Source organism: Pseudonocardia sp. ICBG1034 (assembly GCF_020131375.1).
Classification (GTDB): domain Bacteria; phylum Actinomycetota; class Actinomycetes; order Mycobacteriales; family Pseudonocardiaceae; genus Pseudonocardia; species Pseudonocardia alni.
In genome coordinates this window covers 351685-366107 of sequence record NZ_JAHLEK010000023.1, presented here as the reverse complement: position 1 = coordinate 366107, position 14423 = coordinate 351685, and the positions used below count along the sequence as shown (strand labels likewise).

15 protein-coding genes and 1 tRNA gene are annotated in these 14423 nt (G+C 73.7%); 9 read left to right on the top strand and 7 right to left on the bottom strand.

What is annotated here, in order from left to right:
- Positions 1-82: 82 nt before the first annotated feature.
- On the top strand, positions 83-1111 hold the full coding sequence (locus tag KPF22_RS25990) for an ABC transporter substrate-binding protein (protein WP_224403539.1): 1029 nt from the start codon (positions 83-85) through the stop codon (positions 1109-1111).
- A gap of 529 nt (positions 1112-1640) precedes the next feature.
- On the opposite strand, the gene KPF22_RS25985 is transcribed toward KPF22_RS25990, so the two are convergent.
- Positions 1641-1711, bottom strand: a tRNA-Gln gene (locus tag KPF22_RS25985).
- 162 nt (positions 1712-1873) lie between these two features.
- Between KPF22_RS25985 and KPF22_RS25980 the strand changes: the two genes are divergently transcribed.
- From KPF22_RS25980 to KPF22_RS25960, 5 genes are all read left to right on the top strand, one after another.
- The gene (locus KPF22_RS25980) at positions 1874-3148 is read left to right on the top strand and encodes a class I SAM-dependent methyltransferase (RefSeq protein WP_224403538.1); all 1275 of its coding nucleotides are present in this window, start codon (positions 1874-1876) and stop codon (positions 3146-3148) included.
- Position 3149: 1 nt separating this feature from the next.
- Positions 3150-3989 (top strand): sugar phosphate nucleotidyltransferase, encoded by an 840-nt coding sequence (locus KPF22_RS25975; RefSeq protein ID WP_208818782.1) that lies wholly within the window; start codon positions 3150-3152, stop codon positions 3987-3989.
- A 28-nt stretch (positions 3990-4017) separates the two neighbouring features.
- Positions 4018-4692 (top strand): PIG-L deacetylase family protein, encoded by a 675-nt coding sequence (locus KPF22_RS25970; protein WP_062400266.1) that lies wholly within the window; start codon positions 4018-4020, stop codon positions 4690-4692.
- 31 nt (positions 4693-4723) lie between these two features.
- A complete protein-coding gene (locus KPF22_RS25965; protein ID WP_224403537.1) occupies positions 4724-5749 on the top strand; it encodes an NAD(P)-dependent oxidoreductase in 1026 nt (341 codons plus the stop codon).
- Between the two features lie 72 nt (positions 5750-5821).
- A complete protein-coding gene (locus KPF22_RS25960) occupies positions 5822-6091 on the top strand; it encodes a DUF2277 domain-containing protein (protein ID WP_178374489.1) in 270 nt (89 codons plus the stop codon).
- 98 nt (positions 6092-6189) lie between these two features.
- Here the strand turns inward: KPF22_RS25960 and KPF22_RS25955 are convergent, their stop codons facing one another.
- The 3 genes from KPF22_RS25955 to KPF22_RS25945 are packed head-to-tail and all read right to left on the bottom strand — an operon-like array spanning position 6190 to position 8338.
- On the bottom strand, positions 6190-6606 hold the full coding sequence (locus KPF22_RS25955) for a RidA family protein (protein ID WP_167379109.1): 417 nt from the start codon (positions 6604-6606) through the stop codon (positions 6190-6192).
- Entirely contained in the window at positions 6603-7367 is a 765-nt protein-coding gene (locus KPF22_RS25950; RefSeq protein ID WP_208818784.1) for an IclR family transcriptional regulator, read from the bottom strand. Before KPF22_RS25950 ends, KPF22_RS25955 begins: the two co-directional genes overlap by 4 nt.
- Positions 7364-8338: a sugar kinase gene (locus KPF22_RS25945; protein ID WP_224403536.1), complete on the bottom strand. Its 975-nt coding sequence runs from the start codon at positions 8336-8338 to the stop codon at positions 7364-7366. Before KPF22_RS25945 ends, KPF22_RS25950 begins: the two co-directional genes overlap by 4 nt.
- Before the next feature lie 120 nt (positions 8339-8458).
- Here KPF22_RS25945 and KPF22_RS25940 point away from each other — a divergent pair, with 120 nt between their 5' ends.
- Genes KPF22_RS25940 through KPF22_RS25930 form a run of 3 tightly spaced genes read left to right on the top strand, consistent with a single transcriptional unit; the run spans position 8459 to position 12872 of the window.
- Positions 8459-9706: an amino acid deaminase gene (locus tag KPF22_RS25940; RefSeq protein ID WP_224403535.1), complete on the top strand. Its 1248-nt coding sequence runs from the start codon at positions 8459-8461 to the stop codon at positions 9704-9706.
- The gene (locus KPF22_RS25935) at positions 9706-11346 is read left to right on the top strand and encodes an amidohydrolase family protein (protein ID WP_224403534.1); all 1641 of its coding nucleotides are present in this window, start codon (positions 9706-9708) and stop codon (positions 11344-11346) included. The genes KPF22_RS25940 and KPF22_RS25935 overlap by 1 nt, the downstream gene beginning before the upstream one ends.
- Positions 11343-12872 (top strand): GntP family permease, encoded by a 1530-nt coding sequence (locus KPF22_RS25930; RefSeq protein WP_224403533.1) that lies wholly within the window; start codon positions 11343-11345, stop codon positions 12870-12872. Before KPF22_RS25935 ends, KPF22_RS25930 begins: the two co-directional genes overlap by 4 nt.
- Here the strand turns inward: KPF22_RS25930 and KPF22_RS25925 are convergent.
- Genes KPF22_RS25925 through nthA form a run of 3 tightly spaced genes read right to left on the bottom strand, consistent with a single transcriptional unit; the run spans position 12869 to position 14398 of the window.
- Positions 12869-13174, bottom strand: a complete 306-nt coding sequence (locus tag KPF22_RS25925) for a nitrile hydratase accessory protein (protein WP_224403532.1) — start codon at positions 13172-13174, stop codon at positions 12869-12871. The genes KPF22_RS25930 and KPF22_RS25925 overlap by 4 nt on opposite strands.
- On the bottom strand, positions 13161-13820 hold the full coding sequence (nthB, locus tag KPF22_RS25920; protein WP_224403531.1) for a nitrile hydratase subunit beta: 660 nt from the start codon (positions 13818-13820) through the stop codon (positions 13161-13163). Before nthB ends, KPF22_RS25925 begins: the two co-directional genes overlap by 14 nt.
- Complete coding sequence (nthA, locus tag KPF22_RS25915; RefSeq protein ID WP_178374482.1) at positions 13817-14398, bottom strand: nitrile hydratase subunit alpha; 582 nt, start codon at positions 14396-14398, stop codon at positions 13817-13819. The genes nthB and nthA overlap by 4 nt, the downstream gene beginning before the upstream one ends.
- Between the last annotated feature and the right edge of the window lie 25 nt (positions 14399-14423).

Below are 14423 nucleotides of genomic sequence, written 5' to 3'. Positions count from 1 at the left end.
CGATCGGACGTTCGGCCCTGTCGCGCGACCGCCGTCCGTGCCACGATCGCCAGATCAGGCAAGGCTTACCTATGGAGCTGACATGGCGACGGACCTCCTTCTCCCGATCGACGACGACCTGAACCGCAGGGCGTTCGTGGCCGGCTCCGCCGCGTTCCTCGGCCTGCTGGCCGCCGGCTGCGGTCCGGCGTCCCCGGCTCCGGTCGACGGCGGCGTGGGCCACAGGTCCGTCGCGCACGCCTTCGGCACGACCGAGATCACCGGCGTCCCCGGCCGGGTCGTGACACTCGGCTGGGGGCCGGCCGAGGCTGCGTTGGCGGTCGGCGTCGTCCCGGTCGCCGTCCCTCAGGGCCGGGACAACGGGGGCGACGAGTCCGGACTGCACCCCTGGACCGCCGAACACCTGCGGACGCACGACCTCACCCGACCGGCCGTGCTGTCCTCCGGCGCCGCCGACGATCCGGCGCCCGAGGAGATCGCGGCACTGCGTCCCGACCTGATCCTGGCCACCGAGGCCGGCCTCACCACGCAGCAGTACGCGGTGCTCTCGCGGATCGCGCCGACCGTCGCACACCCCGGGGAGGCGTGGGCGACGCCCTGGCGCGACGTCATCCGGATCTCCGGGCACGCGCTCGGCCGGCCGGCGGAGAGCGAGCGGGTCCTCACCGCGCTCGACGAGCGGACGCGCGCGGCGGCACTGGCCCATCCCGAGTTCGTCGGCCTGACGATCACCGCCGCCACGACCTACGAGGGTGCGCTGATCGTCTACACCGCGTCCGAGCCGCGCGCGCAGCTGCTCGCCCAGCTCGGATTCGTCGTCGACTCCTACGGCGCGACCGCGAACGAGCTGGACATGAGCTTCGAGGAGGCGGGCCGGATCGACTCGGACGTGGTGCTGATGTACCACGCCACGGAGGCCGAGCGCCGCGAGTTCGAGGCCGGGCCGGTCCCCGAGCTGGTGCCGCAGTTCGGGCGCGGGCAGGTGGCCTCCGTCGTCGGGGCGGCGAACGTCGCCGCCGTCTCGCCGCCGACCGCGCTGTCCTGGCCCTGGACGATCGACTCCTTCACTGCAGCCCTGTCGACGGCTGCGATGGCGGCTCGGGGGCGCTGACCGGGTCGGGCCGCCGCCGTCTCCGCCGCCGGAGACGCGATGAGGGCCGAGCGGTCGAGGCCCGCCGACCAGCCGGTCCTCCGTCCCGCCGGTACCCGACCGGGGTGGGGCGTCGCCGCCGCTCCCGCGCCGATGCCCGTCCGGAGCAGGCCGAGGATCTCGACGTACATGCCGCGCCGGGGCAATGCCGCGGTCAGCGCCCACGTCTGCTCACGCGAGGCGCCGACACTCTCGAGGACCTGCTCCCCGGACTGCGGCCGGAGCTGGTCGCGGCGGGAGCGCCATCGCACCGGCCCGCATGGGGCCCGATCGGGGTACGCGCGTGGTCGGTCCGGCCGGCCCCTTCACCGTTGTCGAGGCGGAAGGGGAGACGTTCCTCGACGCCGGTCGGCTGCTGCTGGAGGGGGCACATCCGGGCGCACACGACGGCCTGCTCGGCGAGGGCGGTCGATGTCGGAACCGGATGTCAGGAGCGGTGTGGGGCCCGGACGGGGAGACCCTGCTGGGCCGTTCCCATGTCAGCGGCCTGCTCCGCCGCCAGGATTCGAACCTGGACCATCGGAACCAAAATCCGAGGTGCTGCCGTTACACCACGGCGGATCGTGGGGCCTCGTCATCGTGACACGTCGGCGACGCCGTCCTTGCAGCGCACCCGCCCTGCGCGCCGGCCGGGGATGACCGGGATCACGGACAAACGCCCACGAAAGGGTGATCCGTACCCCGGGCGCGGCGGATCCGCGTCGGGTTGACACACTCCCGTGCGTGCTGAACACGGATGCTTCCGGGACGACGTCGTCGATCGGGTCCGGAACCGCGTTGACGTGCCGTCTCTGTGGCACGACCGACCTGCGCAGCTTCTGCGACCTGGGCGCCACACCGCCCTGCGAGCTGTTCCTCACCGAGCAGACGGCACAGCAGCCCGAGCAGACCTTCCCGCTGCACGTGCGGGTGTGCAACTCGTGTCTGCTCGCCCAGCTGCCGCCGGAGATCAGTCCGGAGGAGACGTTCGAGGAGTACGCCTACTTCTCCTCGTTCAGCTCGTCCTGGGTGGACCACGCGCGCCGTTTCGTCGACTCGGCGCAGGAGCGCGCCGGACTGGACACGGGCTCGTTCGTCGTCGAGGTCGCCTCGAACGACGGCTACCTGCTCCAGCACGTCGTCGCGAAGGGCATCCGCTGTCTGGGCGTCGAGCCGAGCGTGAACGTCGGTGAGGCCGCCCGGGCCCAGGGTGTCCCGACGCTCACCGCGTTCCTCACCCCGGAGACCGGCGCCCGGGTCCGCGCCGAACACGGCCCGGCGGACCTGGTCTGCGGCAACAACGTGTTCGCCCACATCCCCGACGTCGTCGGCTTCGCGCAGGGACTGCGCGCCATGGTCGCCGACGACGGCTGGGTCTCCATCGAGGTCCAGCACCTGCTCACACTCGTCGAGCGCAAGCAGTTCGACACGATCTACCACGAGCACTTCCAGTACTACACGCTGCTCACCGGGCAGCGGGCGCTCGCCGCGGGCGGGCTGACCCTGGTCGACGTCGAGCTGCTCGACACCCACGGCGGCTCGATCCGCATGTGGGCGCGCCCGGCCGACGTCGCCGGTGAGCCGAGCGCGACGGTCCGCGAGGTCCTGGCCGCCGAGGCGGCCGCCGGGCTGCACACGCCGGAGGGGCACGACGGGTTCGCCGAGGCCGTCTCCACCATCCGCGACGACCTGGTGGCGTTCCTCATCGACGCCCGCCGGCGGGGGAAGCGCGTCGTCGGCTACGGCGCCCCGGGCAAGGGGAACACCCTGCTCAACTACTGCGGCATCCGGCCCGACCTGCTCGAGTACACGGTCGATCGGAACCCGTACAAGCACGGGCGGCTAACGCCGGGCACCCGAATTCCGATCTTCGCTCCGGAGCGGATCGCGCAGGACCGCCCCGACCACGTGCTGATCCTGCCCTGGAACCTGCGCACCGAGCTGACCGAGCAGCTGTCCTACGTCCGCGAGTGGGGCGGCACGCTGGTCTTCCCGATTCCGTCGCTCGAGGTGGTCTGACGTGAAGGTCGTCCTGTTCTGCGGTGGTTACGGCATGCGGATGCGCGATGGCGCGTCCGACCTCCCGAAGCCGATGCACCCGGTGGGGCCGCGCCCGCTGATCTGGCACGTGATGCGCTACTACGCCCACTTCGGCCACAAGGACTTCGTCCTGTGCCTGGGCTACGGCGCGCACCACATCAAGAACTACTTCCTCAACTACGACGAGACCGAGTCCAACGACTTCGTGCTGCACCAGGGCGAGGTCGAGCTCATGGGCAGCGACATCCAGGACTGGAACATCACGTTCGTCCACACCGGTCTGGACTCGCCGATCGGTGAGCGTCTGCGCCGGGTGAAGGCGCTGGTCAAGGACGAGGAGATGTTCCACGCGAACTACGCCGACGTCCTCACCGACGCCCCGCTGGACAGAATGGTCGAACAGTTCGCCGGCACCGACGCCGTCGGGCAGCTGATGGCGGTGCCGCCGCAGTCGGCGTTCCACTGCGTCGACGTCGACGACAACGGCAGGCTCGAGTCGATCACCACGCTCCAGGAGATGCCGATCTGGGAGAACGGCGGCTACCTCATGTTCCGGCCGGAGATCTTCGACTTCCTCGAGAAGGACTGCGACCTGATCGCCGACGCCGCCGCCCCGCTGGCGCGCAAGGGCCGCATGTCGGCCTACCGGCACCGCGGTTTCTGGCAGCCTGCGGACACCGTCAAGGAGCGCAACGCGCTGGAGGCGGCCTACCAGAGCGGCGCGCGACCGTGGATGCTCTGGGAGTCCCACGAGACCGACCAGGACCCGCTGCAGGCCGCGATCGCCGAGATGCACCGCAGCAGCCACCAGCGCGACTAGGCCGCGATTCCGGGGGGAACGAGAGACCGTGCTGAACCTGTTGCCCGAGCGGCTGGACCGCATCCTGCTGCTCGGCGCCCACTGTGACGACATCCCGATCGGGGCCGGCGGGATGCTCCTGGAGCTGTGCCGCGCCTATCCGGGGGTGCAGGTCACCGCGCTGGTCCTGACCGGGGCGGGGTCGCTGCGCGAGGAGGAGGAGCGGGCCGCACTGGCCGCGTTCACCCCCGGCGCGCACCTCGACGTCGTCGTCATGGACCTGCCCGACGGCCGCGTCCCGCAGCACTGGGAGCGGGCGAAGATGGCGCTGGAGGACCTGCGCAGCCGCAGCGAGCCGGACCTGGTGATCGGCCCGTCGCCGCACGACGCCCACCAGGACCACCGGACGCTGTCGCAGATGATCCCGACCGCGTTCCGCGACCACCTGACGCTCGGCTACGAGATCCTCAAGTGGGAGGGCGACCTCGCCCAGCCGACGGTCTTCCTGCCGCTGTCCGAGCCGGTGCTCACCGAGAAGATCGCCAAGCTCAACGAGCACTACGGCAGCCAGCGCGACCGGACCTGGTTCGACGACGAGACCTTCCGCGGCCTGGCCCGCGTGCGCGGGGTGCAGTGCCACGCCCGCTACGCCGAGGGCTTCCACGTCCAGAAGCTGACGCTGTCCGCAGCGCCGATGGTCGGTTCCGAGCCGAACGGTTTCTGACCCCGCACACACCGCCGAGAAAGGGATATTCATGCGCGTACTGCTCACCGGGCACCAGGGCTACCTCGGGACCGTGATGGCGCCGTTGCTGGCGGCCGCGGGTCACGAGGTGACCGGCCTGGACTCCGGGCTGTTCGCGGACTGCGTGCTGGGTTCGCTGGACACCCCCGACGTCGAGGGCTTCGACACCGACCTCCGCGACGTGACCGTGGAGCAGCTGGCCGGGTTCGACGCCGTCGTGCACATGGCGGCGCTGTCGAACGACCCGCTGGGCTCGCTGGCCCCGGAGATCACCTACGACATCAACCACCACGCGTCGACCCGGCTGGCCCGGCTGTCGAAGGAGGCCGGTGTCGGCCGCTTCGTCTACGCCTCCACCTGCTCGGTGTACGGCGCCCAGTCCGGGGACGACCTCGTCGACGAGGACGCCCCGCTCAAGCCGGTCACCCCGTACGCGATCTCGAAGGTCCGCGTCGAGGACGACCTCGCCGAGCTCGCCGACGCCGACTTCGTGCCGGTCTCGATGCGCAACGCGACCGCGTTCGGGTTCTCGCCGCGGCTGCGCGCCGACATCGTGCTGAACAACCTGGTCGGCCGGGCGATCCTCACGGGCGAGGTCACCGTGCTGTCCGACGGCACCCCGTGGCGCCCGCTCGCGCATGCCGAGGACATCGCCGGTGCGGTCGTCGCGGCGCTGGGCGCCCCGGCGGACGTCGTCCGGGCGCGGGCCTACAACGTGGGCACCGAGACGAACAACCGGACCGTCGCCGAGATCGCGCAGGCCGTGATCGACGCCGTCCCCGGCTCGACGCTGAACATCACCGGTGAGGCCGGCAACGACCCGCGCTCCTACCGGGTCGACTTCGCCCGGGCCCGCAAGGAGCTCGGCTTCGAGGCGTCCTGGACGATCCCGGCCGGTGCCGAGCAGCTCGCCACCGAGTACCGGGACCGCGGCCTCACCCAGGACGCGTTCGACAACTCCTTCACCCGCCTCGCGGTGCTGAACCGCCGCCAGGCGGCGGGGGAGCTCGACGGGTCGATGCACGTCCTCCGGTAGTCCACACTCGGTCGACGGCCCGTCCCGCGCTACGGTCGCGGGGCGGGCCGTCGTCGTATCCAGGGGGTGCCCATGTGCCGCAACATCCGGACGCTGCACAACTTCGAGCCGCCGGCCACCACCGACGAGGTGGACGCCGCGGCGCTGCAGTACGTCCGCAAGATCGCCGGGGCGGCGAAGCCCTCGCAGGCCAACGCCGAGGTGTTCGAACGGGCGGTCGCCGCCGTCGCCGAGGCGACCCGGGAGCTGCTGGACGGGCTGACCACGACCGCCCCGCCGAAGGACCGTGAGGTGGAGGCGGCGAAGGCCCGGGCGCGTGCGGAGCTGCGCTACGCCCGCTGAGCGAGCAGCAAGCCCGGCCTCGGCCGACGCCTCTCGGGCGTCGCGTTCCCGTGGCCGGGAGCACGGTTCCGCAACGCCCGATCGTCGTCGACGAGTTGCTAGGCGGCCGGGGCGGCCAGGGCGTCGATCTCCACCAGCATCTCGGCGTGGGGGAGGCCCACGAACACCGTGGTGCGGGCGGGGAGCGCGGCACCGTCGGGGACGTGCCGGGACACGAACTCGCCGTAGGCGTCGTTCATCGCGGAGAAGTGCTCCCGCTCGGTGAGGTAGACGCGGAACATCAGGACGTCGCCGACCGAGGCGCCGCCCGCCTCCAGGATCGCGCGGACGTTCTCCAGGGTCCGCAGCGTCTGGGCGTGCACGTCGCCCGGCGCGATGTACTGCTTCGTCGCCGGGTCCATCGGGCCCTGCCCGGAGACCTGCAGCAGGCCGCCCTTGCGCACGCCCTGGCTGAAGGTGTGCGCGGGGGCGGGCGCGTCGGTGGTGGTCACGGTGCCGTTGGCGGCGGTGGTCATGCGGGGGGATCCTCTCGGGTCGGGCGCCAGCCGAGGTCGCGGGAGATCGTCCCGGTGACGGCCAGCAGTGACGGGACCAGCTCCATCAGCTGGTCGTAGCCGGCGACGATGGTCGGCACGGACACCGACACCGCCGCGACGGCGGTTCCGGCCGGTCCGCGGACCGGCGCCCCGATGCAGTTGATCGAGGCCTCGTTCTCCTCGCGGTCCTGGGCCCAGCCCTGCTCGCGCACCCGGGCGAGCTCGGCCAGGTAGGCGTCGCGGTCGGTGATCGTGTGCGGGGTGCGGGCGGGGAAGTCGACCTCGTCGAGCACCCGGTTCCGCTCCGCCGCGGGCAGGTCGGCGAGCAGCACCTTCCCGGCGGCGGTGGAGTGCACGGGTCCGCGCAGCCCGACCCGCGACGCCATGCGCACGTTGTCGAGCGACTCCAGCTTGTCGATGTAGACGATCTCGCCGTCGTCGCGCTCGGACAGGTGCACGGTGTGGCCGTGGGCCCGGTTGAACGCGTGCAGGTGCGGTGCGGCGACCGTGCGCACCTCGCGCTGGTCCAGCCCGCGCGAGGACAGCTCGAACAGCCGCGAGCCGAGCCGGTAGCGGTGGTGGTCGTCGCGGTGCACGAAGTGCTCGTCGGCCAGGGTGCGCAGCAGCCGCAGGACGGTCGTCTTGTGCACCTCGAGCGCCGTGGCGAGCTCGTCGAGCGAGGCCGGGCCCTCCCCGAGGGCCACCAGGATCCGCAGCGCCTTGGTCAGGCTGGTGCTCACACGGCCTCCCGGTCGGCGCTCACGCGCAGGGTCGCCCAGGCGTCGTCGTCGAGGTCGAGCAGGTGCTCGGGCAGCGGTGCGGCGGAGTCGCCGGGAACGACGAGCACCGCGGCGGCACCGAGGTGGCCCCGGCGCAGGCAGCGGCCCACGTCCTCGCCGCGGACCAGGCCGGTGAGCAGCCCGGCGGCGAACGCGTCGCCCGCCCCGACCGGCTCGACGACGTCGACGACCAGCGCCGCGCGCTCGGTGACCGCACCGTCGCGGTGCACGGCCAGTGCGCGCCGGGCGCCGTCCTTGACCACGACCAGCTCCGGGCCGGGCAGCAGCGCGCGCAGCCGGGCCGGGTCGTCGGTGCCGAACACCCGCCGCGCCTCGTCCGCCCCGACGAGTACGACGTCGGCCCGATCGGCCAGCGCGGCCACCGGGGCAGGGTCGCCGTCGGGCCACATCTGCTCGCGCCAGTTCACGTCGAACACGACCCGGTACCGGCGGGGGCGGGCCAGCAGCGCGGCCAGTGCGGCCGCGCAGGACGCCGACACGGCCGCGGTGATCCCGCCGACGTGCACCCAGTCCGCGACGGCGATCCGGTCGCGTACCGCGGGCACCTCCAGCAGTTCGGGCCCGGCCGCCGAGGCCGCCGACCCGGACCGCCGGTAGGTCATGACGGTGCCGCCGTCGGGCGCCGGGGACTTGGCGTAACGGCCGGTCGGGAGGTCCGGGTCGACGCCGATCCCGCCGGTGTCGACCCCGGCGGCGGCGAGCGTGTGCTGCACGAGGGCGCCGTGCCGGTCGTCGCCGAGACGCCCGACCCATGCCACCGCGACGCCGGCCGCGGCCAGGTCGAGCGCGACGTTCACCTCGGCGCCCGCGGCGTGCGCGGGGGCCCGCGGGTCGTCGACGGCGGCCGCGTCGAGGACCAGGGCGAGAGCCTCGCCGAAGCACACCACGGCGCTGCGGCCCGGGGTTTCCACTGCTGGGTTCTCCTCCGCCGTCGTTGACCGATCTGTCGCGGCGATGCTAGAACAGCCGCACCGAAATACGCAACCAGCGCTGCAGAATACGCAACGTACCTGCTCAGAGGGGAGAAAGGGATGCTCCGGTACGCGTCGCTCGGCGCCGAACGGCCCGGCCCGTACGCCAAGTCGGTCCCGCCGCTGCCCGGTACGGTCGACGAGTGGCTCGCCGGCGGGCCGCGGCTGTCGGACCTGGCCACACCCGTCCTCACCCTCGACCGGGCGGCCCTGCACGCCAACGCCGAGCGGATGGCCGGCTGGTGTGCCGCGCACGGCGTCGACCTCGCTCCGCACGGCAAGACGACGATGGCCCCCGCGCTGTGGGACCTGCAGCTGCGCCACGGCGCCTGGGGGATCACCGTCGCGACGCCGTGGCAGGCGCGGATCGCGATCGACGCCGGCGTGCGACGGGTGCTGCTGGCGAACGCGCTCGTCGACCCGGCGGGCGTGCGGGCCGTCGCCGCCGCGCGTGACGCCGACCCGGACCTGGAGGTGCTGAGCTGGGTCGACTCGGTCGACGCCGTCGCCGCGATGACCACCGCCGCGGGGTCCCCGGCACGGCCGCTCGCCGTCGTCGTCGAGCTGGGGGCGCCCGGCGGCCGGACCGGCGCGCGCACCCTGGCCGAGGCCGAGCGGGTGGCCTCGGCCGTCGTGGCCAGCCCGGCGCTGGCGCTGGCCGGGGTCGGCGGCTACGAGGGGGCGCTCGCGCACGACCCGTCGGAGGCGTCGCTGGCGACCGTCCGCGCCTACCTCGACGACCTCGCCGAGCTGCACCGCCGGCTCGCCCCGTCCTACGGGACCGACGAGGTCGTGGTCACCGCGGGCGGCAGCGCCTACTTCGACCAGGTCGTCGCCGCGCTGGCCGGGCTCGCCGACGCGCGCACCCGCGTCGTGCTGCGCTCGGGCGCCTACCTCGTCCACGACGACGGCTTCTACCGCGGCATCTCCCCGCTGGCCCGCGACGACGAGCAGCGCCCGTTCCGCTCGGCCATGCACGTGACCGCCCGGGTGGTGTCGACCCCCGAGCCCGGCCTCGCGCTGCTCGACGCGGGCAAGCGCGACGTCCCGTTCGACGAGGGGCTGCCCGAGCCGCAGCGGATCGCCGACGACCTCGGGGCGCCCTCGCGGCCGCTGACCGGCACCGTCACCGCCGTCAACGACCAGCACGCGTTCCTGCGCACCGAGGAGCCGGTCCGGATCGGGCAGGTCGTCCGGCTCGGGCTCTCGCACCCGTGCACCGCGTTCGACAAGTGGCGCTGGATCCCGGTGCTGGAGGGCACGGACCCCGACCCGCAGGTCGTCGAGCTCGTCCGGACGTTCTTCTGATGGGCACGCTGCTGCGCGGCGGCACCGTCGTCGACGGGACCGGCGGGCCCCGGTACACCGCGGACGTGCTCGTCGAGGGCGACCGGATCGCCGCGGTCGGGCCGGACGCGGCCGGGCGGGCCGGGCGGGCCGGGCGGGTCGTCGACGTGGACGGGATGGTCGTCGCCCCCGGGTTCGTCGACATGCACGCCCACTCCGACCTGCGCCTGCTCACCGAGCCCACGCACCTCGCGAAGGTCTCCCAGGGCGTGACGACCGAGGTCCTCGGCCAGGACGGGCTGTCCTACGCCCCCGTCGACGACGACGTGCTGCCCGTGCTGCGCCGCGCGATCGCCGGCTGGAACGGTGACCCCGGCGCGGACTTCTTCACCTGGCGCACCGTCGCGGAGTACCTGGACCGGCTCGACGAGGGCATCGCCGGCAACGCCGCCTACCTCGTCCCGCACGGCACCGTCCGCGCGCTGGTCTGCGGCTGGGACGACCGCCCCGCCACGCGGGCGGAGATCGCCCGGATGGCCGATGCCGTCCGCACCGGCATGGACCAGGGCGCGGTCGGTCTCTCGGCCGGGCTCACCTACACCCCCGGCATGTACGCCGACGGCGCCGAGCTCGCCGCGCTGTGCGCCGCGGTGGGGGAGCGGGGCGGCTTCTTCTCCCCGCACCACCGCAGCTACGGCGCGGGCGCGCTGGAGGCCTACGCCGAGATGGTCGACGTCGCCGAGCGGTCCGGGTGCGCGCTGCACCTGGCCCACGCCACGCTCAACTTCGGCCCGAACAAGGGCCGGGCGGGGGAGCTGATCACGCTGCTCGACGCGGCCGTCGCCCGTGGCGTCGACATCACCCTCGACACCTACCCGTACCTGCCGGGTGCGACGACGCTGTCGGCGATCCTGCCCAGCTGGTGCCAGTCCGGCGGCCTCGACGCGGCCCGCGAGCGGCTGCGCGACCCGGCCGCTCTCGCCCGGATCCGCGAGGACCTGGAGGTCCACGGCTCCGACGGCTGCCACGGCGTCGTCGCCGAGTGGGAGACGATCGAGATCAGCGGGGTCACGAACCCCGAGCTCGCCGGGACGGTCGGGCGCACGGTCGCCGACATCGCGGGCGCGACCGGAGCGGATCCGTTCGACACCTGCGTGGACATCCTGCTCCGCGACGACTTCGGGACCGGCATCCTGCAGCACGTCGGGCACGAGGAGAACGTCCGCGCGATCATGCGCCACCCTCGGCACACCGGCGGCAGCGACGGCCTGCTCGTCGGTGCGAAGCCGCACCCGCGGGCCTGGGGGACCTTCCCCCGCTACCTCGGTCACTACTGCCGCGAGCTCGGACTGTTCTCCCTGGAGGAGTGCGTCCACCACCTCACCGGGCGCGCCGCCGACCGGCTCCGCCTGGCCGACCGCGGTCGCGTCCGGCCGGGCCTGGCCGCCGACCTGGTCGTGTTCGACCCGGACACCGTCACCGACACCGCCACCTTCGCCGAGCCCGCCCAGCAGGCGGCAGGCATCCCGTACGTCCTGGTCAACGGGGCCTTCGCGGTCGACGGCGGGGAGCGCACCGACGCGCTCGCCGGCCGCGCGCTGCGCCGCCGGGCCGACGGCCGGACCGCACCGGGCACCCACCCCACCGGAGGACGACGATGACCTTCCTCGACTGGCTGCAGAACGACACGGGCGGCCTGCTCACCCTCGCCGCCGTCAGCGTCGCGCTGCTGCTGATCATGATCATGCGACTACGGCTGGAGCCGTTCATCGCGCTCATCGTCACCGGCGTGCTGGTCGCGCTCGTCGCGGGCGTGTCGGTCACCGACCTCGTCGGCACCCCGATCAAGGCGTCGGACTCGCTGTTCGAGACCGGCTTCGCCGGGATCCTCGGCCACATCGCGCCGATCATCGGGCTGGGCACCGTGCTCGGCGCGATCATGGAGCGCTCCGGTGGCGCGGACGCCCTGACCGAACGGCTGCTCCGGCTGTTCGGGCCGAAGGGCGCACCGCTCGCGATGGGTGTCACCGGGCTGGTGCTCGGCATCCCGGTGTTCTTCGACATCGGCATCTTCGTGCTCGCGCCGCTGGTCTACGTGGCCGCGCGCCGCGGCGGCCGCTCGCTGGTCCTCTATGCGATGCCGATGCTCGCCGGGCTGTCGATGACCCACGCGTTCCTGCCGCCGCACCCCGGACCGGTCACCGCGGGCGGGCTGCTCGGCGTCGGGATGGGCTGGGTGATCGCGATGGGCCTGCTCTGCGGCGTCCCCGCCTGGCTGGTCAGCGGCGTCTGGTGGGGTTCGTTCATCGGGCGGCGGATCCAGGTCGGCGTGCCCGAGGACCTGCCCGGCGGGGCCGCCCCGGCCGCGGCCCCCGGCCCGGCCGGTTCCGCGCGCGACACCGGCGACGGCAACGGCGACGGCGACGGCGACGGCGACGGCGACCCGGGCGGCGGGACGGCCGGTGTCCGCACCGCGGAGACGGCCGGCCCGCGGACCGCGGTCGCGGTGGCCGCGCCCCCGTCGGTCGCGCTCATCTCCTCGATCATCGCGGTCCCGCTGGTGCTCATCCTCGCCGCGACCGTCGCGGGGGTGACGCTCCCCGAGGGCACGGTGCTTCGCGACGTCCTCGTGCTGCTCGGCACCCCGGCCATCGCGCTGACGCTGTCGGTGCTGCTCGCGCTGTACCTGCTCGGCATCCGGCGCGGGACGTCGATGGCCGAGCTCGGCCGGATCTCCGGCGAGTCGCTGCGTCCGGTCGGGATGATCCTGCTCGTCGTCGGGGCGGGGGCGTTCTTCGGCAAGGTCCTGCAGACCACCGGCGTCGGCGACGCACTGGCCGGCTCGATGACCGCGATCGGGCTGCCGGTGATCGCCTCGGCGTACCTGATCAGCGCGGCGCTGCGGATCGCCCAGGGCTCGGCGACCGTCGCCATCGTGACGACGGCGGGCATCATCGGCCCGACCGTCGCCGCGGGCGGCTACAGCCAGCCGCAGCTCGCGCTGATCGTCGTCGCCGTGTCGGCCGGGTCGATCATCGCCAGCCACGTCAACGACGGCGGGTTCTGGATCGTCGCCAAGTACTTCAACATGACGGTGAAGCAGACCCTGATGACCTGGACGGTGCTGGAGACGATCCTGTCCGTCGTCGGGTTCGCCGCGGCCGCGCTGGTGTGGGCCGTCGTCTAGGAGCGCAGCGGGTCGGCGTCGAGCGTGACCGGCGCGCCGTGCGGGGTCGCGACGGCGGCACGCAGCCAGGCGCCGGTCCGCTCCTCGACCGAGCCGCGGTCGGCGACGCCGAGCCCGTCGAGCAGGTGCTCCAGCGCGGCGAGCCAGGCGTCCCAGTACTCCAGGCCGGTGTCCAGCTCGGCGCCCAGGGTCTCGGCGAACTCCTGCCGGTCCAGCGTCCCGGTGTCCTGCAGGGCCACGGCCAGCGCGAACGCGCTCGCCTGCCACGGCTCGTCGAAGATCGGGCCGTCAGGCGGGCTCAAGGTAGGACTCCCAGGCGTCGACGGAGACGGTCGTGGTCGGGTCGGCGTCCGGGCCCCACAGCTCGGGGCCGGTGAACACCACGGTGTAGAGCGGCTCCGGGCACTCGCCGTGGCCGTGCGCGCGGGCGTCGGGCAGCACGTGGGTCCCGCGGTGGGTCTCGACGGTCCCGCACCGGCCGCGGACGTAGCGGGGGAGCCGGGTGTGCCCGCGCGGGTGCATCACCCGGGCCCGCACGCGGTCGCCGGGGGCGAACCGGGGCGGGCCGGTGCCGTCGCGCTCGGTGGGGGCGCCGGTGGCCAGCACCCGGGCGGCGTCGTCGGCGCCCAGCGCGGCCGGGGCCTCGGCGCGCGGGCGCAGGGAACGCCCGGCGTCGAGCTCGTCGGCGCCGACCAGGCCGTGGGTGACCAGCAGCTCCTCGGTCGCCGCGAGCCAGATCTCGTAGTAGGTCAGGGTCAGGTAGACCGGCGGCGGGAGCGACTCGCGGGCGTGCCGGGACTCGTCGATCGACCAGCCGCCCGGGCGGGCCGCGGCGAGGGTCAGGGCCAGCACCAGCGACTCCCAGCCCGCGTGGAACCGGACGTCCTCCGGCTCGGGCTCCACCGGCCCGAAGCCCATCGCGCCGCCGAGGTCGTGCGCGCCGTTCACGCCGACACCAGCCGGGTGCCGATCATGGCGTCGCGGGAGACGATCGCGGCGAGCTCGTCGGCGGACCAGCCGTCGGTACCGGCCGGGCGCTGCGGGACGACCAGGTAGCGCAGCTCGGAGGTGGAGTCGTGCACCCGGATGGCGACGTCGTCGTCGAGCACGGTCCCGAAGTCGGCGAGCACGCCGCGCGGGTCCAGCACCGCGCGCGACCGGTAGGCCGGCGACTTGTACCAGACCGGGGGCAGGCCCAGCACCGGCCACGGGTAGCAGGAGCACAGGGTGCAGACGACGAGGTGGTGCTCGCGCGGTGAGTTGAACACCGCGGCGAGGTGCTCGCCGCCCCGACCGCCGTAGCCGAGCTCGGCGACCGCCGCGGTCGCGTCGTCGGCGAGCCGGGCCGCGAAGTCCGGGTCGGTCCAGGACCGGGCGACGACGTGCGCGCCGTTCCGCGGGCCGACCCGGTGCTGGTAGGTCTCGATGATCTCGTCGAGTGCGGCCGGGTCGACGTAGCCCTTCTCGACCAGGATCGACTCGAGTGCCCGCACACGGGCGTCCACCGGTCGCAGCTCACCGCTCATCGGGAGGACGCTAGCCAAGGCGGGG